19 protein-coding genes are annotated in these 18,412 nt (G+C 39.2%); 9 read left to right on the top strand and 10 right to left on the bottom strand.

The window, feature by feature from the left end:
* Position 1: 1 nt before the first annotated feature.
* Complete coding sequence (locus tag Q0486_RS08745; RefSeq protein WP_299232142.1) at positions 2-715, bottom strand: LytTR family DNA-binding domain-containing protein; 714 nt, start codon at positions 713-715, stop codon at positions 2-4.
* A 2-nt stretch (positions 716-717) separates the two neighbouring features.
* Entirely contained in the window at positions 718-1,764 is a 1,047-nt protein-coding gene (locus Q0486_RS08740) for a histidine kinase (protein WP_299232140.1), read from the bottom strand.
* A gap of 188 nt (positions 1,765-1,952) precedes the next feature.
* Here Q0486_RS08740 and Q0486_RS08735 point away from each other — a divergent pair, with 188 nt between their 5' ends.
* Both Q0486_RS08735 and Q0486_RS08730 read left to right on the top strand, forming a co-directional pair.
* Positions 1,953-4,751: a TonB-dependent receptor gene (locus tag Q0486_RS08735; protein ID WP_299232138.1), complete on the top strand. Its 2,799-nt coding sequence runs from the start codon at positions 1,953-1,955 to the stop codon at positions 4,749-4,751.
* Between the two features lie 126 nt (positions 4,752-4,877).
* Positions 4,878-5,189 (top strand): hypothetical protein, encoded by a 312-nt coding sequence (locus Q0486_RS08730; protein WP_299232136.1) that lies wholly within the window; start codon positions 4,878-4,880, stop codon positions 5,187-5,189.
* A 95-nt stretch (positions 5,190-5,284) separates the two neighbouring features.
* Here Q0486_RS08730 and Q0486_RS08725 read toward each other — a convergent pair whose 3' ends face one another.
* The 3 genes from Q0486_RS08725 to Q0486_RS08715 all read right to left on the bottom strand — a co-directional run bounded on the left by Q0486_RS08725 (position 5,285) and on the right by Q0486_RS08715 (position 8,537).
* Positions 5,285-5,842: a DUF3332 domain-containing protein gene (locus Q0486_RS08725; protein ID WP_299232134.1), complete on the bottom strand. Its 558-nt coding sequence runs from the start codon at positions 5,840-5,842 to the stop codon at positions 5,285-5,287.
* A gap of 90 nt (positions 5,843-5,932) precedes the next feature.
* A complete protein-coding gene (locus Q0486_RS08720) occupies positions 5,933-7,000 on the bottom strand; it encodes a DUF4831 family protein (protein ID WP_299232132.1) in 1,068 nt (355 codons plus the stop codon).
* Between the two features lie 22 nt (positions 7,001-7,022).
* On the bottom strand, positions 7,023-8,537 hold the full coding sequence (locus tag Q0486_RS08715; protein ID WP_299232130.1) for an NAD(P)H-hydrate dehydratase: 1,515 nt from the start codon (positions 8,535-8,537) through the stop codon (positions 7,023-7,025).
* A gap of 155 nt (positions 8,538-8,692) precedes the next feature.
* Here Q0486_RS08715 and hpt point away from each other — a divergent pair, with 155 nt between their 5' ends.
* From hpt to Q0486_RS08680, 7 genes are all read left to right on the top strand, one after another.
* Complete coding sequence (gene hpt / locus Q0486_RS08710) at positions 8,693-9,232, top strand: hypoxanthine phosphoribosyltransferase (RefSeq protein WP_299232128.1); 540 nt, start codon at positions 8,693-8,695, stop codon at positions 9,230-9,232.
* Between the two features lie 65 nt (positions 9,233-9,297).
* Positions 9,298-9,867, top strand: a complete 570-nt coding sequence (locus tag Q0486_RS08705; RefSeq protein WP_291558839.1) for an adenylate kinase — start codon at positions 9,298-9,300, stop codon at positions 9,865-9,867.
* Positions 9,868-10,013: 146 nt separating this feature from the next.
* Complete coding sequence (obgE, locus tag Q0486_RS08700; RefSeq protein WP_299232126.1) at positions 10,014-11,195, top strand: GTPase ObgE; 1,182 nt, start codon at positions 10,014-10,016, stop codon at positions 11,193-11,195.
* A complete protein-coding gene (gene pgeF, locus Q0486_RS08695) occupies positions 11,195-12,004 on the top strand; it encodes a peptidoglycan editing factor PgeF (protein ID WP_299232124.1) in 810 nt (269 codons plus the stop codon). The genes obgE and pgeF overlap by 1 nt, the downstream gene beginning before the upstream one ends.
* A 72-nt stretch (positions 12,005-12,076) precedes the next feature.
* Positions 12,077-12,739 carry a phenylalanine--tRNA ligase beta subunit-related protein gene (locus Q0486_RS08690; protein WP_299232276.1) on the top strand — a complete coding sequence of 221 codons (663 nt, stop codon included), beginning with the start codon at positions 12,077-12,079 and terminating at the stop codon, positions 12,737-12,739.
* Between the two features lie 51 nt (positions 12,740-12,790).
* Entirely contained in the window at positions 12,791-12,982 is a 192-nt protein-coding gene (locus Q0486_RS08685) for a hypothetical protein (protein ID WP_235326252.1), read from the top strand.
* A gap of 122 nt (positions 12,983-13,104) precedes the next feature.
* Positions 13,105-13,626: an outer membrane beta-barrel protein gene (locus tag Q0486_RS08680; RefSeq protein ID WP_299232119.1), complete on the top strand. Its 522-nt coding sequence runs from the start codon at positions 13,105-13,107 to the stop codon at positions 13,624-13,626.
* An 89-nt stretch (positions 13,627-13,715) separates the two neighbouring features.
* Here the strand turns inward: Q0486_RS08680 and Q0486_RS08675 are convergent, their stop codons facing one another.
* From Q0486_RS08675 to Q0486_RS08655, 5 genes are all read right to left on the bottom strand, one after another.
* Positions 13,716-14,084 (bottom strand): GntR family transcriptional regulator, encoded by a 369-nt coding sequence (locus tag Q0486_RS08675; protein WP_299232117.1) that lies wholly within the window; start codon positions 14,082-14,084, stop codon positions 13,716-13,718.
* Between the two features lie 4 nt (positions 14,085-14,088).
* Positions 14,089-14,796, bottom strand: a complete 708-nt coding sequence (locus Q0486_RS08670; RefSeq protein WP_299232115.1) for a hypothetical protein — start codon at positions 14,794-14,796, stop codon at positions 14,089-14,091.
* A complete protein-coding gene (locus Q0486_RS08665; protein ID WP_299232113.1) occupies positions 14,793-15,605 on the bottom strand; it encodes an ABC transporter ATP-binding protein in 813 nt (270 codons plus the stop codon). Before Q0486_RS08665 ends, Q0486_RS08670 begins: the two co-directional genes overlap by 4 nt.
* A gap of 170 nt (positions 15,606-15,775) precedes the next feature.
* On the bottom strand, positions 15,776-16,732 hold the full coding sequence (kduI, locus tag Q0486_RS08660) for a 5-dehydro-4-deoxy-D-glucuronate isomerase (RefSeq protein ID WP_299232112.1): 957 nt from the start codon (positions 16,730-16,732) through the stop codon (positions 15,776-15,778).
* Positions 16,733-16,767: 35 nt separating this feature from the next.
* Complete coding sequence (locus Q0486_RS08655) at positions 16,768-18,162, bottom strand: PTS transporter subunit IIC (protein ID WP_299232110.1); 1,395 nt, start codon at positions 18,160-18,162, stop codon at positions 16,768-16,770.
* Between the last annotated feature and the right edge of the window lie 250 nt (positions 18,163-18,412).

Here is an 18,412-nt window from a genome sequence, read left to right as displayed (position 1 = left end):
CTTACGATTTCATTTCGCCTACACGGTTTATGAACTCATCGGCATACACACGGCCGATAGGTATTTCAACTGCGCGGTGATATAAGGTCAGTTGGCGGCGGGTATAATTTGCCACTTTGTGCAATGGAACTATATACGACTTATGTACACGCATGAATCTGTCCTCAGGCAGCATTTCCATGATTGATTTCATGCTGGTTTGAGAAAGAACCGGCCTGTCATCGTCTGTAAGATAAATCTTGATATAATTGTCCATAGCTTCGATATACTCTATTGAGGCTATTTTTATTTTCACATTTTTGTATTCCACTTTTAGGGTTATCTCTTCCTTTTCCGTAAGTACGGGGGCGGCGGAAAGGCTTTCCAGCTTTTTCATCCTGCGTACCCTTTCTATAGCCTTTTCGAAACGGGAGTATGAGAATGGCTTGTGAAGATAGTCAATAGCATTCAGTTCGAATCCGTCAACGGCATATTCGGCGTAGGCGGTTGTGAATATCAGATATATACCTGCCGGAAGTTCGCGTGCTATGTCAATTCCGTTTATTCCTCCCATTTCTATGTCGAGGAATACTATATCAGGTCTGGATGACTTTACTTTCTCCAGTCCTGTTATCGGGTCTGTATATGATGTAACTTCAAGATCGCCGCAGCGTTTGCAGAACTGTTCTATAATACTCAAAGCTACAGGCTCATCGTCTATTGCTATACACTTCATGGTCATTTCAGTTTTAAAATAAGGTTTACGGTGAAAATACCGTTTGTATTGCTTATTTCCAGATTATGTTTCCCGGGATATAAGAGTTCAAGTCTTTTCTTGCAATTGGATATACCTATTCCTGGTTCCTTGTTTTCCGGTTTCGGGTTCACTGTATGGTTTTCTGTGAACAGCGTCAGTGTGTCATTGTTCACCTTCAGGCTTATTATGATGTCGCTTTCTATGTGCGACGAGGCTCCGTATTTAAGTGCATTCTCAATGAAAGTTATAAGTATCATCGGTGCTATCTTGGTATTTTTCGCTGACTCGTCGGCCGAATATGAATAGTATATATGGGTACGGTTTTCGTCTATACGGTTCTTTTGTAATTCTATGTACTGGCTGATATATTCTGCTTCCTCGTCAATGCTTACAGTATCCTGTGTTGCCTTAGTGTACATGTATTTTATCAGATCAATGAACTGCATAAAGGCTGTTTCAGCCTTCTGGCTTTGGGTTATCATCAGTCCGTATAGGGTGTTCAGGGTGTTGAAAAGGAAATGCGGATTTATCTGTGCCTTGTATAGTGCCAGTTCGGCTTTCTTCTTCTCGAACTCACTGGCTTGTCTTGCCATAATCTGCTTGTACAGTTCTGTCAGAAGACCTACGGCTATGCTGAAACATACTGTTACCAGATACATGAACCATGTGGCTTGCTGATGTTGCTTTATTCTGCTTAGACTCATGGTCTTTCTTATGAACTTGTCCATTTTAGGCTTGTGACCTCTGAAAGGAAAGTCCATTTGATACTGCGTAATAAGCCATGTAATGAATATCGTACCTAATAGAACTGCTATTGCTATTAGCAGATGTTTTCTGTCTTTCAGCGCCATAGGAACGCTGATTTGCTTGATACAGAAATATACGGCATAAAGCCATGCTATCAGGGAAATTACAAAAAGTGAGTTGCTTTCCAGCCATTTGTCCACAGGGAGCATCATCATCATGGCAGGCAGCAGAATGATACAGAAGAATAGGTCTATGCCTATTGGTAAGTACTTGTTGTTCATATCGTATAGAGTTATAATGCAAATGTAAAATAAATATGCTGAAAAAGCGAATAAATGAAATGTTAAAAAAACGCTTATTGTCGTTTGCCACTTGAAGTGTGTCGTTCGCCACTGCATTCGTAAGGAGGTGTTTTCAGTAGTATATTCTTTGAGTAGCTTTGTATCAGAAACGAAAAATATAACATTATATGAAACTTAAATTTTTTACATCTATTGTTTTCTTGTTATTGCCACTGATGTTGGTGGCACAGGGGAGGGTTACGGTGAGCGGAACCGTGACAGACAAGAATACCGGTGAACCGTTGCCATCGGCTACTGTAAGTATAGCTCCTTCATCAGATAAGAATGAGAAGAAATATACCTCAACAGATTTGGACGGTAAATTCGTATTCACATCTGTTTCTTACGACAGTTATGTCATCGGAGTGACATACGTGGGTTATAAGGATGATGAAAAACGATTGAAAGTAACTGATAAGAAAGACAGCTATATCGTAACTTTCAAACTTGATGAAAACGCTCTGATGTTAGGAGAAGTATCTGTGCAGGGACGTGCCACTCGTGCCGAACAGAAAGGTGACAGTCTGTTCTATAATGCCGAGGCTTTCAAGGTCATGCAGGGAAGTTCGGCTGAGGACTTGTTGGCTAAAATGCCAGGTATAGTAGTTGAAGGTGGAACTATTCAGGCTCAGGGAGAGAATGTAAAGAAAATATTGGTGGACGGAAAAGAGTTTTTTGAGGGTGACGTAAATCTTGCCATCAAAAACCTGCCTTCTGATGTCATAGCAAGTATTGAGGTGTTTGATAAAAAGAGCGAGCAGGCTGAATTTACCGGTTTCGATGACGGTGAGGAGATAAAGACTATCAATATCATAACAAAGGGAGGATATCGTCAGGGTACTTTCGGTGAGGTCTCTGCCGGATATGGTACAGAAGACAGATATAAGGTGAACGGTAACATAAACTTCTTTAATGATGACCGCAGAATTTCTGTTCTCGGAATGTCGAATAATGTCAATCAGCAGAATTTCTCTCAGGAAGACCTTGCCGGAGTCATGTCATCATCTGCCAAAGGTGGTGGACGCGGAAGACGTGGCGGTGGCGGAGGAGGCCGTGGCGGTTCCGGAGGAGGTGGCAATACCTCTGATTTCATGGTAAGCAGCATGGGAGGTATCACTTCTACAAATGGTGTGGGACTTAACTATGTTGACAAATGGGGTGAAAAGGTGAATATTACAGGAAGTTATTTCTTCAACCAGTCTGAAAATCTGACACAGCAGCAGACTGAGCGCGAATATTTTGAATCTGTGCTTCCGGGTATGACATACGACGAATATCAGGAACGGACAATGGAAAACTGGAATCACCGTTTCAATATGAAACTTGATTACAGAATCTCGGACAGGACATCACTCCAGTTCCGTCCTACATTGAGTTTTCAGAACAATGATAATATATCATTGCTTGATGGGAAAAATATGATTAACGGACAGACAGATGCAGAAACACACACCAATACCAGTGGTGGTACAGATGCGTATAATTTAGGTGCGGACATTATTCTGCGTCACAGATTCCCTACTGAAGGTAGAACATTGTCACTCATGATGAACGGAAAGATAAGCAATACTGAGGGGGGAACTTATACAGACTATTTGAATACACTGAACATGCTGTCAGGTACTCCACAAACTGAGGAGTACAGCCAGTATAAGAATACACTGAACAAGCAGTACAGTTTCCGTTCAAACCTTAGTTATACTGAAAAACTGACTGACAATATGCAGTTACAGTTGGGTTATAAATTCTCATACTCAGATTCTGATTCGGATAAGAAAACTTATATGAAATCGTCTGTAACAGATCTTTATGATCAGTTGGATGAAAGTCTGTCGAATGTATATCAGACTGGATATACAACTCATGCCGGTAATATCGGGCTTCGTTACCATGCCGGAAAACTTAATGCCATGATTGGGGCAGATGTGCAGTGGTCTGAATTGTCTGGTGATCTTGTATATCCTAATCCGGACAAAATGAACAATAACTATTTTTCATTCCTGCCTTCATTCAATTTGAGATATTCTCTTGACAGAACAAACTCATTCATGTTACGATATAGAAGCAGTTCGTCATCACCGTCGGTTACTGATCTTCAGAGTGTGGTTGATAATTCAAATCCTTTATTCCTTTCAACAGGTAATCCGGATTTGGACCAGCAGATTTCGCATACGGCAAATCTCAGATACATCCGTACTACCAAGTCAGGACAGACATTTATTGCAATGATTGGAGGTACTGCGAAATTAGGCTATGTAGCCGATAGTACATTTATTGCAAAAGAGGATATACAGATATCTGATAATGTTACTCTTAATAAAGGTTCGCAATTTACTAAACCTGTTAATATGGATGGATATTACAGTCTGCAATCAATGCTTACATACGGTTTTCCGCTCGACTTGATTCGCAGTAACATTAATTTCAGTGTTTCGGCTAATTACTCTAATGTACCTACCATTTTCAACGGTGAGAAGAGCAAAACAAACGAACTGAATATCATTCCGAAAGTGATTATAGGTAGCAATATCAGTCAGAACCTTGACTTCACGGCTTCGTATTCGGCAGGGATAAACAAGATATACAGCTCTCTCAATACAGCCAGCGGAACTGGTGATTATATCACTCATAATGCTTCTGCCAAGTTGGGGTGGACATTCTTCTGGGGACTGACATTACGCAGTACATTCAATTATATAGGTTATGCAGGACTTGATACAGGTAATGAAGATTATTTCCTGTGGAATGTGTCATTGGGAAAGAAATTCCTGAAGAACAATGCGGCGGAAATAAAGGTTGAGGCTTTCGATATTCTGAAACAGAACCAGGCATTTACGCACAGTACCGGAAGCAATTATTATGACTATATAAACAGCAATGTGCTTAAGCCATACGCAATGGTCAGCTTTGTATATACTATCAGATAAAGCTTTTGCAAAGTTCTTGCAAAACCTTTTAAACAGTGTTTAAAAAGCATTTAAATGGTATTTAAACACTGTTTAAATCTTATTGATTCAGATGATTTATTTTTATAAACTTATAAATTTGACAACATGAAAAAGATTTTATTTTTAGCCGTTATGGCAGTTATGTGCACTCTGTCAATAGACGCGCAGCGCAAAGGTGGAGAAAAGAGAACTCCGGAACAGGTAGTAGAGAATCTTGACAAAAAGCTGAATCTGACAGATGAACAGGAAAAACAGATAACAGTATTGTATAAGGATTTTTTCAATCAGAAAGTATCACGTGAGGACAGGAAGACAAAAATGGATGAATTGAACTCTAAAATTTCATCGTTATTGACTGACGAGCAGAAAGCAAAATTTGATAAAATGAAATCTCAACCTAGAAAGAGGACAAAATAACAATTTATATGCACGCTCAAAAATAAAAACAGGCATCATAAAAAACACTTTTTTTATGATGCCTGAAAGTTTTTGTGTATCAATCAGATTATATATTATCTAGCAGCTGTAAACAGACCTGTTTGTGAGCCGCTGATAGCGCGAATTGATGCTAAACCCTGTTGGTCAGGAAGAACTGTTACAGTATTTCCGTCCTGTAGTTTTACAGTTATTGTTCCGTCTTCGTTCATAGTCATAAGTTCGTATGACTCACCATCGCAAGAAGCGTTCCATGTACGGTTTTCCTGATTGTAAACCAAGTCAATAGAAACATCTTCACCTTTTTTAGAGATACTGTATCCGTCTTTGTTTGTTCTGATTAGGTATTCACCATTTTCTCCTTTTACGGTTTTTGTAGTTCCTACATCAGCTAGAGGGTTAGATCCGCTCCAGAATTCGATAGAGTTGAGAACTACAACGTCAGCAAAGTATGCAACACCATAAACAGGGATTATGTTGAATGCCAAAAATACCAACTCGTTTACAAATTTGTTACCGATACCTTGATTCCAGTCTTTTAAGTTGTTCCATAAAGCAAAAGAACCGATACAAGAAGAGAATAGCAGGCTTCCACCTAGTAAAGCACATGCTACTTTAATTTTTAGTTTTTTCATAATCTACGTATAAATAGTTGTATTAATACTATACGCAAAGTTAGACTATTTTTTCTAAAAAACAAATATTTTACCTATATTCTAATTTAATTAATCTTTGTCTATTTTTTGTATTCCTCCTGTAACAGAATCGAAAACTACTCGTGTATTCACTTTCTTATTGAAAAGATCGTCCACAAGGAGTTCGGTGTTTCCAAATTGTGCAAACATCATGTTTTTGTCTTCAAAAATTGTTTTGCCTTTGAAAGTTATTGATACGTTTGCTTTACCAGGAATATTGTATAAAACTCCTTTGGGGGCTTTCTTCTTTTTCTTGCTGTCTTCTTCGTTTACAGCTACTGTCTGTATAGGATTACGGCTTTCTATTTTGATATAAATAGGTTCACCTGCCAGATTGTCGGATGACAGTATACCAAGCTTTTTAGAAAATCTAAGTACAACATTACTGGTCACTTCTTTTTCTGGCAATATTACCGCAGTGAAAAGTTTGTCTTCAGTAATCTTTTTTCCGATGAACATTTCTGTCAATGCCTTTTCCTGCTTTTCAAGATTGTCCATTATAAGTTTCAGTGAGGCTCCGTCCTTAGGCATGGTGTCTGCCTGTCCTCTCAATATAAGATTCTTGCTCTCTCTGATATTGTATATTTCCTTTGCTGTCAGTTCCGCCATTTTTGCTGTCGATCCGGCTGAAAGGATTTCTTCGGTCATGTATTTTCTTCCGTCTTCGGAAGGTTGTGATTTTTCTAATACATATTCAGCCTTAACTGATTTAGGCGCGGATGTATTTATGGCCTTTATAATGTTGTTGTCTGTCACCTCGATATCAGACATTACACTTTTGTCGCTTAATTTAATAATGTAGGCTTTGGTTGAGTCGGGAATACCTGTTGTACAAACTTCTATCTTCTTGATTTCCCATTCTGTTGACGGTTCTGGTGTGACGTTGTTTATTTTAAGATATCTGTTGGCATACTGACAGAAATCTCCGGGTGTGTATTTCACCCTTGTAGCTATTACATTAACTTCTACAGCTGTTTTAGGAAGGAAGTAGGCTATACCTTCACCTTCTCCAGGCTTGTAAAAATCTACACTCTGTGCGTTAGCTGTCAATAAGGCTGTTGTCAGAATAGCCATTGTTATAATTCCTTTTTTGCTCATAAGCTAAAGTATTTCTTGTTTATCAGTTGTTCGTTAATCTTCTCCATGCTTGTGGTAGAGCATTGATTATGTCCGAAGCATTCATGCTTATTTCTCCAATATTTTCTGCTGCAATGTCTCCGGCCAGTCCGTGCAGGTATACTCCCAGCATACAGGCTTCTTTCGGGGCATATCCTTGTGCTAGCAGTGAAGTCAGTATACCTGTCAGTACGTCACCGCTTCCTCCTGTTGCCATTCCCGGATTGCCGGTAGGATTGAAGTGACAGTCTCCGTCAGGAGTTATTATTACAGTCCATGCGCCTTTCAGTACTATGTAGATCTGCATATATGATGCCAGATCTTTCGCCTTCTGTATCCTTTCGAAACTGTTACTGCATCTTCCAACGAGTCTTTCAAGTTCTTTTATGTGTGGTGTGATTATAGAGCCTTTCGGAACACAGTTCAGCTGGTTTCTGTATGTGCTTAGGGCATTGATAGCGTCAGCGTCTATTACAGCAGGAATATAGCATTCCCTAAGCTGGTTTATAATGGCTTGTGCAGTGAATTCCTCCTGTCCTAGTCCTGGGCCTATTCCTAGGGCCTGATAATTGTCCAGATCTGTAACCTCTGCAAAGTATCTGTCGTCCATGTCGTCTTGGGTCATGGCTTCAGGGATGCATGTCTGCAACAAATTATGATTGCAGACAGGTGTGTGTAGTGTGAGCAGTCCTACACCACTTCGCATGCAGCTCTTCCCTGCCAGTACTGCTGCTCCTCCCATTCCGTATGAGCCGGCTATAATGAGGGCATGTCCGTAGTTGCCTTTGTGAGAAAATTTCTTTCTTGGTTTGATTATTTTTTTAATTTCACTCTCTTCTGTAATGTAGTTCTTACTTTCAACCTGTTCAGAGAATTCTTTGCTGATACCGATGTCCAGAACTTCCAGTTCTCCTACAAGGTCTTCATTCTCGGCAAAAAGGAATGAAAGTTTTGGGAGATTTATTGTAAGTGTCAGATTTGCTTTGATGATGTTTTGACGGATATTTCTGGTATTGTCCTCACCCATCATACCGGAAGGTATATCTATGGAAACCACTTTTGCTGCCGAGGCATTGATGTACTGTACTACAGCCGCAAAACCGCCACTTAACGGAGTGTTTAGTCCTGTTCCGAAAAGTCCGTCTATCACTATATCGTCCGCCGTAAGTTTAGGAGGATCGAATTGTGTACTGACTTCTGTGTAGTTGGTAAATCCGCATTCCTGAAGACGCTTGATGTTAGTCAGACAATCTTCCGAAAGACTTCCTTTGATATTGAACAGGATAACCTGAACCTGATAGTTCTTGAGATGGAGCATACGGGCCACAGCCACTGCGTCACCTCCATTATTGCCAGGACCGGCAAATACTACTATTCTGTGTGATTTGTTCCACCTTCTGCATATAGCGTCTGTTATAAGACCGGCGGCCTTTTCCATGAGATTAATGGATAATATTGAATCGTGCTCTATTGTGTAAGCATCGGCTTCTTTCTGTTGTGCGCAACTTAAAATTTTCATTACTTCGTTTAATGGTATTTTGTTGGTAAAAGTAGTAAAAACATACGAACTATTCACTATATAATCTTCAAAATATACTTAAATACTTAAAACGTAGTGTTGTCATTTGTCAGAAATTGCGTAAATTTGCCCGCAATTTAAACTTGCATAATTGTATGAGTACTATTCAGATAAAAGACAAGTCCTTTACTACATTTATCACAGAGGATAAGATATTGAAAGAGGTATCGCGTGTGGCCGATGAGATTAATCGTGATTTGGCAGATAGTAATCCATTGTTTCTCAGTGTGTTGAATGGGTCGTTTATGTTTACGGCCGATTTGATGAAACGTATTAATATGCCATGTGAAATATCTTTCGTAAAGCTTGCTTCTTATCAGGGAACATCTTCTTCCGGTAAGGTAAAGGAACTGGTCGGTCTGAATGAGGATATTGCCGGTAGAACAGTTGTAATAGTGGAAGATATTATCGATACAGGATTTACTATGGAACGTCTTGTAGAGACGCTTCGGGCGCGCAATCCTAAAGAAATACGTATTGCCACATTGCTGGTTAAACCTGATAAACTACAGGTAAAACTTGACATTGACTATGTTGCAATGAACATACCGAACGATTTTATCGTGGGATATGGTCTGGACTATGACGGAAAAGGACGTAACTACCGTGACATTTACACAGTTGTGAATGAATAATAGACTGTTGCATGTAGCGATAACTTTTAGATTAGGAACTTATAAACTCAAAAACTAGAATAAAAATGTTGAATATCGTAATTTTTGGAGCACCGGGTTCAGGTAAAGGAACTCAGAGTGCACGTATAGTAGAAAAGTATGGTTTGAACCACATCTCAACAGGTGATGTATTGCGTGCTGAAATCAAGAACGGTACAGAACTTGGTAAAACTGCAAAAGGATATATTGATAACGGTCAGCTTATTCCTGACGCATTGATGATTGATATCCTTGCAAGTGTATTTGACAGCTTCAAAGATAGTAAAGGTGTAATTTTCGACGGTTTCCCACGTACTATCGCTCAGGCAGAAGCACTTAAGGAAATGCTTAAAGTTCGCGGTCAGGAAGTTTCTATCATGCTTGATCTTGAAGTTCCGGAAGATGAACTTATGACTCGTCTTATCAAGCGTGGTCAGGAATCAGGACGTGCTGATGACAATGAAGAAACTATCAAGAAACGTCTTGTAGTTTATCACTCTCAGACTGCTCCACTTATCGACTGGTACAAGAACGATGGCAAATATCAGCACATCAACGGTCTTGGTACTATGGACGGTATCTTTGCTGACATCTGCTCTGCAATAGATAAACTTTAATTATATAGGAAGTTAAAGGAGTTAGGAATAAAATGGAGTTATTGAAGATAGTTCCATTTACTTTATAATCTGGCTCTTTTAACTTCTTTAATTTCCCAACTTTTCTAACTTCCCAATCAAACTTTCTATAACTTCTAAAAAAAATTATGGCTGAATCGAATTTTGTTGATTATGTAAAAATCTACTGCCGCTCCGGTAAGGGAGGTCGTGGCTCGGTACACATGCGCCGTGAGAAATACATTCCAAACGGTGGTCCGGACGGGGGCGACGGTGGTAGAGGAGGTCATGTAATTCTGCGTGGTAACCGCAATTACTGGACGTTGCTTCACCTTAAGTATGAACGCCACGTGTTTGCCGAACATGGAGGAAATGGCTCGAAAAACAAGAGTTTCGGTAAGGACGGTGCAGATAAAGTGATAGAAGTGCCGTGTGGTACTGTGGTCTACAATGCTGAGACCGGAGAGTATGTATGCGACATAACAGACCACGGTCAGGAAGTAATCCTGCTTAAGGGTGGACGTGGAGGCTTGGGAAACTGGCACTTCCGTACCGCTACACGTCAGGCTCCGCGATTTGCACAGCCTGGTGAACCTATGCAGGAAATGACAGTGATACTCGAACTTAAACTGTTGGCAGATGTAGGTCTGGTAGGTTTCCCTAATGCGGGTAAGTCTACTTTGCTTTCTACAGTTTCTGCTGCACGTCCTAAGATAGCCAACTATCCGTTTACTACACTTGAACCTAACTTGGGAATCGTGTCATACCGCGATGGAAAGTCATTTGTTATGGCTGACATTCCTGGTATTATAGAAGGTGCAAGCGAGGGTAAGGGACTCGGACTGCGTTTCCTCCGTCACATAGAGCGTAACTCACTGTTGCTTTTTATGGTTCCGGGTGATACAGACGATATCCGCAAGGAATATGAAATTCTGCTCAATGAGCTTGCTACGTTCAATCCTGAGATGCTTGACAAGCAGCGTGTACTGGCTATTACCAAATGCGATATGCTTGACGATGAGCTTATCAGTATGCTTGAACCTACATTGCCTGAAGGTATTCCTCACATATTTATATCTTCTGTAGCAAATATGGGAATACAGCAGCTTAAAGACATTCTTTGGGCTGAACTCAATAAGGAAAGCAATCAGCTTGAGTCTGTGCGACGTGATGCCATTGTACACCGTTCGAAAGATGTATCAAAGCTTCAGCAGGAGCTTCAGGATATGGGTGAGGATGAAGACTTTGAATACGAATATGAGGAAGTGGACGACGATGATTTCGAGTATGAATACGAAGAAGAGGACTGGGATGAAGAACCGGAAAAATAATGAATAACTTATTTTCAAAAGATAAAAGAATGTTAGTGTACGGTTTGAACAAATCGTATGCTGACATTTTTTGTTTCTCTACCACACGCCATGGCGGATATAGTTCAGGACAATATTCATCGTTCAACTGTAACCATTATTGTGGTGACAGTCCCGATGATGTAGAACGAAACAGGGTATTGCTTACAGAGATAATGCCATGTCGACCTCAGGCTTTGGTCATTCCACATCAGATACATTCGGCTGAAGTCCGTATGATAGACGCCGGTTTCTTGGTTGCAGATGAATCTGAGCGAAAAGAACTGTTGGAAGGAGTGGATGCTGTAATGACAAATATTCCTAGAGTATGTGTCTGTGTTTCCACAGCCGATTGTATTCCAGTGCTTTTATATGATGTGCGTAATAAGGCAGTAGCTGCCATACATGCCGGTTGGCGAGGTACTGTGGCCCGTATCGTAGAGAAGACTCTGAAACAGATGCAGACTGCATGCGGAACATTGATACAGGACGTGGTGGCAGTTATTGGTCCTGGCATTTCGCTACAGTCGTTCGAAGTAGGCGACGAGGTATACCAGACTTTCAAGGAAGCCGGTTTTGATATGGATATTATTGCCCGAAGATATTCAAAATGGCATATTGATCTTTGGGAGGCAAACAGATTACAGCTTGTATCTGCCGGAGTAAATCCTGACAATATTGAAGTTAGTGGAATATGTACATACACAGAATGTGAGGATTTTTTCTCTGCACGTCGTCTGGGTATAAATTCTGGAAGAATAATTTCGGGGATAATGTTGAAAGGAGGATAATCGCTGATATCCGGCGGTTATGGTTATATATGGTTTTAAACGGAATCGAAAATAATTATGGAAAATAGAAAGATAAAAATAGTAGTCTCCGATGAGTTGAAGGAAGCATGGCCAGGATTTCAGGGAGCTGCTGTATTTGCAAATGTAAAGAATTCAGGCTATAACGAACAGTTGTGGAAACGCATTGACGAATTTACAGTACTTTACCGTTCAAAGTATACTACCGATTCCATAAAGGATATGCCGTCAATTCAGGCTACACGTCAGGCATACAAGAAATGCGGAAAGGATCCAAGCCGTTATCGTCCGTCGTCGGAGGCTTTGTGTCGTCGTATACTCCGTGGCATACCATTGTATCAGATAGATACACTGGTGGACCTCATTAATCTTGCATCAATAAACTGCGGACACTCTATTGGAGGATTCGATTTGGATAAGATACAGGGAGATGAACTCGTTTTGGGCATAGGTAAGGCGGGAGAGCCTTACGAAGGTATTGGTCGCGGCGAATTGAATATTGAAGGAATGCCTGTTTATCGTGATGCGGTGGGAGGGGTAGGAACACCTACCAGCGACAATGAGCGTACAAAGATAACGGCCGATACTACACATCTACTGACCATTATGAATGCATATAGCGGTAAGGAAGGTCTTGAAGAATCTGTAGAATTTATGGTAAATCTCATGAAAGAATTTGCTTATGCGACAGACGTTGAAATTATTTATTTCAGCTAATAATGAACATTTAATACTTTTATTGGTTATACATTATATAAATACATGATTATGGATATAGAAAAGATCTTGACAGAAGGAATAGTTTTCAAAGGAGCTAAGTCACCTGGACCAAAAAAGGAAGAGAAGGTAAAGACTAAGGCAAAGAAGAAAACGTATATCACCGGACTTCATAATTCTGGTGCCGCAAAAATGAAGGCAGAAATTCGCCGACGCAGGGCTAACCGTCATAAAAACGGATAAACTGTTCTGTTTTTAAGGTCTTTATTAAATTTATAAGGTAATAGTTATTTATATAACTTATTTTGCCGAAATTTGTTATAAAATAAAAACTGAATAGTTTAACAACTAAAAAAATGAGAATTATGAAAAAAGTATTAATGACTTTATTCGTGATGTTTGCAGTGGTTACTGCGTACGCACAGGAAATGTATGTGGGTGGTGGAATCAGTTTGTGGAGAAACCATGATACAGAAGTTACAAATTTCTCTATCAGTCCGGAGTTTGGTTACGGTCTTAATGAAAAATGGTCTATAGGTGGACAGTTGATTCTTGATGTAACCGGTGGTGATGGAACTGTAGGTACAACAGCATTTGCAATTGCTCCATATGCTCGTTTCTCTTATTATGAAAACAAGATAGTACGTCTGTTTCTTGATATGGGATTGGGATTATCTATAAATAAGAGGGAACATTCAGATGCTGATGCTGGTTTTGAACTTGGAGTAAAACCTGGTATTGCAGTAAAACTTAATGATAACTTCAGTTTCGTATCTAAAGTAGGTTTTGCAGGATTCCGTCAGGATTACAGAGGATCTAATAATAGTGGATTTGGAGTGTATGCTGATGGCGAAGCTATCTCTATTGGTATTGAATACGCATTCTAAAGATACATAGCATAACGCTTTGTCGTTTTGAATAAAACGCTTTGTCATTTCATCTCGAATGACAAAGCGTTTTTTTGATGTATATTCGGTTATTTCTTTTCTTTGAATTTTGTCCACTCTTTTATAATCGTATTTATCTGAATATCAAGTAATTCCATTTCTCCGAAAAGTTCTGGTAGTTTTTCATTCATGAATTTTTCTCCTCTGGTATGTCTTATTTTATGAAGAGCATTTTCCGTGACGAAATATCCGAGTCCGCGTTTGGTATATATAATTCCCCATTGTAGCAATAGGTCGTAAGTCTTGACAACGGTATTTGTATTTACTTCTAGCAATACGGCCAGTTCGCGTACACTTGGAATGCGGTCGTCGGCATTGTACTTTCCTGCAAGTATTTCGTCGCATATCCTTTCTGCCATCTGCAGATAAATGGCTCTGTCTTGTTTGAAGTCTGTCATAGGCTTATTCCAGTTCTACTTTTCTTAATCCTTTGTTTGCTGTAATTATAGCAAAAATACTCCAGAATACAGTTACAAACACCATAGTAATTTTAGTGATTAATCCGTACATAAATATTATCGGCAACATATACGACAGGATAAAGACTATGAACATACTCCAGAAATATACTTTTTTGTATTTACGGTATAGTAATGCAAGAGGAGTGAGGATTATAAAATAAAGTATTAATATCGCAGCAATCAGATTCATCTTTATACCCTTTCCACCACCACCGAATATGAGATGTAAACCGTTTACTTCATCTCCAAATACAAAAGGAATGGCAGCTTGCAGTATTATGTTTGATATTATAATACTTGGTATTAATATCATAGTTCCTAAAATTAAAGTACTGTAAAACAGGCTGGCTTGTTTTTCGGAAAGAGTAGCCGGAACGGATATCTTGTTTAAAAGTCCTTTTTTAGCAACTAAATCGCCAAACATATTCAAGAATGAAAAATAATATGAGTAAAGAAGTAATAATAACTCAATCAATGATATACACTCCTTTATACCACCATTACTTTTCATTGCAAGGCTGATAAATGTTATTGAGAACGAATGCAGTAATAGAAGTTTTATTGCTTCAGCTGCAGTCTTGTTTAAAAACAATTCATTTAGTTGCAGTTTACTGAATTGCATCATTCTTTTCAAACTGAAACTTTTCATAATATACCTCCTTCTTTTGTCAATGCGTTAAATAATAGTTCCAGAGAAACCTCTGTATCATCATTGTTGGTGTTGTTGCATATCACCCGATAACCTTCGGCGCAAGGTTCGGAATATATCGCGCCTTCCTCATTGCTCTGTATTCCGAAAGAATACTTACTGCGTATGTCGTCAAGTGATGATATAAATGTCTTTTGGCCTTTTCTTAAGACTATTATGTCTGTCAGCAGGTTTTCTATATCCTGGACCACATGTGTGGACAGAACTACAATCTGGTCTTCCCTAATGTGCTTCATAAGCATTTTGCGGAACATTTTTCTGGTAGGTATGTCCATTCCGTTTGCTGCTTCGTCGAATAGTATTAGTTTTGTACCGAATGAAATAGCCAGGCTTACCGCTATCTTGTGTTTCTCTCCCAAAGAAAGTTTGTCGATACTTTTTATATTCTTGTTAATTTCAAAGTTATCGAGACAGTCATCAAGAATGTCTTTATTGAACTTCGGATAGAATGATGAATAAATAGAGACATACTTTTCAAGACTCATTTTGGGAAAGGTAAAATCTGCAGGCATCATGAATATTTCCTGTAGTGTCTCAAGTTTTCTGTTTCCAGGATTATTGCCGTCTATATTTACATATCCTTCTTTTGCAAAAAGAATGCCGGATATGATTTTCATCAGAGTAGTTTTTCCTGTTCCGTTTTTCCCTAAAAGTCCGTAAAATCTGCCTTCTTCAAGATTGAGGCTCAGATCTTCGATTACGTTTTTATTCGGATTATAGCCGAATGATACATTCTTTAGTTCTACCATAACTCTAGATATTTTAATATTGTTATACTGTACCATAAAAGTAGTACAGTGCAAATGTATGGATTATTTATATAAAAACAAAAGAACAGGCAGATTTTTTATGCACAAAAAAAGTCTGCCTATCCGGAAACCGGAATAGACAGACTCTAAATATGACTTATATACTTTTATTATCTCATTTCAGTATATTTGATTTCGTCTTTATCGCTGTATTTCAAATTTTCACCAGCCATACCCCAAATGAAAGTATAGTTGCGAGTACCTGCTGCAGCATGGATGCTCCATTCTGGAGAAGTGATAGCCTGTTCGTTCTGAAGCCATACAAGGCGTTCTTCTTTAGGTTCACCCATCAGGTGGCAGATTGCGTTACCTTCTTCAACATTGAAGTAGAAGTAAGCTTCCATACGGCGAGTGTGAGTGTGAGCAGGCATTGTGTTCCATACAGAACCTGGAGCCAGTTCAGTAAGACCCATCTGCAACTGGTTAGTACCACCGTTCTTTACTCTTTCAAGAACGTCTTTTACGATGAGCTGGTTTACAACACGGTCATTGCTGTCTTCCATTTTACCATAGTGGTCAGAGATAGCTAAAGCATATTTCTTAGGCTGAGCTTTCTGTGCCTTAACGTCAGTTGTAATCAACTGTGTAACGTACTGTTTGTAAGCAGGAGCAGAGTTAATATAGAATTTAGCAGGTTTGCTTGCGTCGTTACTTTTGAAAGTAACTTCTTTGTTACCGCAACCTACGTACAAAGCTTCTTTGTATTTCATTGGGTATTCTTTACCGTCAACTGTTACTACACCGTCACCACCAATGTTGATAACACCAAGTTCACGACGTTCAAGGAAGTATGTGATTTCTGGGCCCAATTCACGGAAAGTTTCAAGTTTCAACACTTTGTTTACAGGCATAACACCACCGTAAATCAAACGGTCGTATAGTGTATAAGTTAAGTTGATTTCGTCTGGAGCCATTACTTTCTCCATAACGAAAGCACTACGCAGACGTTCTGTGTCATAATGCTTAACATCCTGTGGATGACAAGCTGTTTGCACAGAGTAATTCATCTGTGCGTTTGTAGAGATGGCTGCTAAGCCCATCATCATTGCTAATGCTAATTTTTTCATGTTCTTGTCGTTTTATTTAATTTAGGTTATTACTATTAATTGTTGCTGTGAGCTTTTGCTTCTTTGATAATACGTGTTCTATTATATATAGCCATGATAAGAGCTATAGCGACCAATGCGGCAGAACCTACATATTTGAAGTTATATATCAAATGGAAAATACACCATGAGAAAATACTTGAAGCAAAGTCAAGTGCACCACCCTGGAATCCTTCAGGAATCTTAACGGCAGCATCTCCTGTCTTGACAAATACGTCATGAGCAGCTTGAGTGAAGAATGGAGCCAGGTCTGTTACGAAGTACAAACCAACGATGAGGCTGACCAAACCTATAAGGAATGTTTTTAGTACGTTACCCTTAGTGATAGGAAGTACTGCAGGGAACAGGTAGAACATTCCGGCAAGTGAAGCCAATGGGAGGAACTGGTTGCCCGGAAGTATAACTGAAAGGAACAATGTAACAGGGATAAGAAGAAGAGATACAACCAAAGTTGTTGGATGACCGATAACCAATGCTGGGCTCATACCGATGTTAAGGTTTGCACTGTTCTTGAACTTGCGTGCAATAAGTTCGCGTGTAGCGTCCGAAATAGGACGAAGACCTTCGATAAACAAAGAAGTGATACGTGGGATAAGTTCCATTACGGCGCCCATCTTGATACCCAATCCAAGGATAGCAGGTATGTTGTCAACCATTTCCTGACCGTTTTTGCATGCAAGCATACCGATACCGCAACCTACAACGATACCAAGGAAAAGGGGCTCACCCATGATACCAAATTTTCTTTTCATACCTTCAGCGTCGATATAAAGCTTGTCGAATCCAGGAATCATATCTAATGCTTTGTTTATAACAAGTGCGAAAGGTACGAATCCCTGACAGAATGGCTGTGGGATAGAAATACCGTCCATCTTGTCATAGTATCCCTGGAACTGTTTGCAAGTAAGGTCTGCCATAACAAGTGTTATGATGTAGCAGATAATAGCGGCAAAGAATCCCCACCAGATGTTTTCAGTTGCGAAATATACTACGGCTCCGATGAATGCAAAATGCCAGTAGTTCCAAAGATCGATATTTACAGTTTTTGTTGTTTTAGTGAGAAGCATTACAATGTTTACAGCCAAACATACAGGAATGATAAATGCTCCTACAGAAGTGTTGTATGCTACAGAAGCTGCAGCAGGCCAACCCATATCAAAAATACCAAGACTTAAACCATAAATTTCGGTCACCTTTTTCAATGGATCACCAAGACTACTTGTCAACAATGCAGTGACTACAGACAAACCAACGAATCCGACACCTACTAACAAACCGCTCTTGAGAGCTTTACCAAATTTGATACCGATACACAAGCCTAAGATTGTAAAAATGATAGGCATCATCACCGCCGCACCTAGCCCGATGATGTAACTGAAAACTTGTTCCATGTTTTGTTTTTCTACAGATTTTACTCTAATTAAGATTTAGTTATTTATTTTATTTGCCAAAAATAATGTCTTTTATTGTAATTTCCAATCTATTTTCGACTATTTTGGACTATTGCTCAAATAAATAACATATTTTTCGTTATCGCACACGAATAATGTATCTATAATGGAATATAAATAAAAAAATATCGTTTGTATGGAAAACTCTTTACAAACGATATTTTTGTTATAATCACTTATTGTCTTTATA

Origin of the sequence: uncultured Bacteroides sp. (assembly GCF_937912035.1) — a bacterium.
GTDB lineage: Bacteria > Bacteroidota > Bacteroidia > Bacteroidales > Bacteroidaceae > Phocaeicola.
The sequence above is the reverse complement of the archived record's forward strand: the minus strand, read 5'-3'. Positions and strand labels throughout refer to the sequence as shown.

Coding starts and splice junctions, on each gene's coding strand:
- Q0486_RS08735 (WP_299232138.1), top strand. CDS start 1,953: ATGAAACTTAAATTTTTTACATCTATTGTTTTCTTGTTATTGCCACTG.
- Q0486_RS08675 (WP_299232117.1), bottom strand. CDS start 14,084: ATGACAGACTTCAAACAAGACAGAGCCATTTATCTGCAGATGGCAGAA.
- obgE (WP_299232126.1), top strand. CDS start 10,014: ATGGCTGAATCGAATTTTGTTGATTATGTAAAAATCTACTGCCGCTCC.
- Q0486_RS08725 (WP_299232134.1), bottom strand. CDS start 5,842: ATGAAAAAACTAAAAATTAAAGTAGCATGTGCTTTACTAGGTGGAAGC.
- Q0486_RS08685 (WP_235326252.1), top strand. CDS start 12,791: ATGGATATAGAAAAGATCTTGACAGAAGGAATAGTTTTCAAAGGAGCT.
- Q0486_RS08705 (WP_291558839.1), top strand. CDS start 9,298: ATGTTGAATATCGTAATTTTTGGAGCACCGGGTTCAGGTAAAGGAACT.
- kduI (WP_299232112.1), bottom strand. CDS start 16,732: ATGAAAAAATTAGCATTAGCAATGATGATGGGCTTAGCAGCCATCTCT.
- Q0486_RS08720 (WP_299232132.1), bottom strand. CDS start 7,000: ATGAGCAAAAAAGGAATTATAACAATGGCTATTCTGACAACAGCCTTA.
- pgeF (WP_299232124.1), top strand. CDS start 11,195: ATGAATAACTTATTTTCAAAAGATAAAAGAATGTTAGTGTACGGTTTG.
- Q0486_RS08715 (WP_299232130.1), bottom strand. CDS start 8,537: ATGAAAATTTTAAGTTGCGCACAACAGAAAGAAGCCGATGCTTACACA.
- Q0486_RS08730 (WP_299232136.1), top strand. CDS start 4,878: ATGAAAAAGATTTTATTTTTAGCCGTTATGGCAGTTATGTGCACTCTG.
- Q0486_RS08670 (WP_299232115.1), bottom strand. CDS start 14,796: ATGAAAAGTTTCAGTTTGAAAAGAATGATGCAATTCAGTAAACTGCAA.
- hpt (WP_299232128.1), top strand. CDS start 8,693: ATGAGTACTATTCAGATAAAAGACAAGTCCTTTACTACATTTATCACA.
- Q0486_RS08680 (WP_299232119.1), top strand. CDS start 13,105: ATGAAAAAAGTATTAATGACTTTATTCGTGATGTTTGCAGTGGTTACT.
- Q0486_RS08740 (WP_299232140.1), bottom strand. CDS start 1,764: ATGAACAACAAGTACTTACCAATAGGCATAGACCTATTCTTCTGTATC.
- Q0486_RS08655 (WP_299232110.1), bottom strand. CDS start 18,162: ATGGAACAAGTTTTCAGTTACATCATCGGGCTAGGTGCGGCGGTGATG.
- Q0486_RS08745 (WP_299232142.1), bottom strand. CDS start 715: ATGAAGTGTATAGCAATAGACGATGAGCCTGTAGCTTTGAGTATTATA.
- Q0486_RS08665 (WP_299232113.1), bottom strand. CDS start 15,605: ATGGTAGAACTAAAGAATGTATCATTCGGCTATAATCCGAATAAAAAC.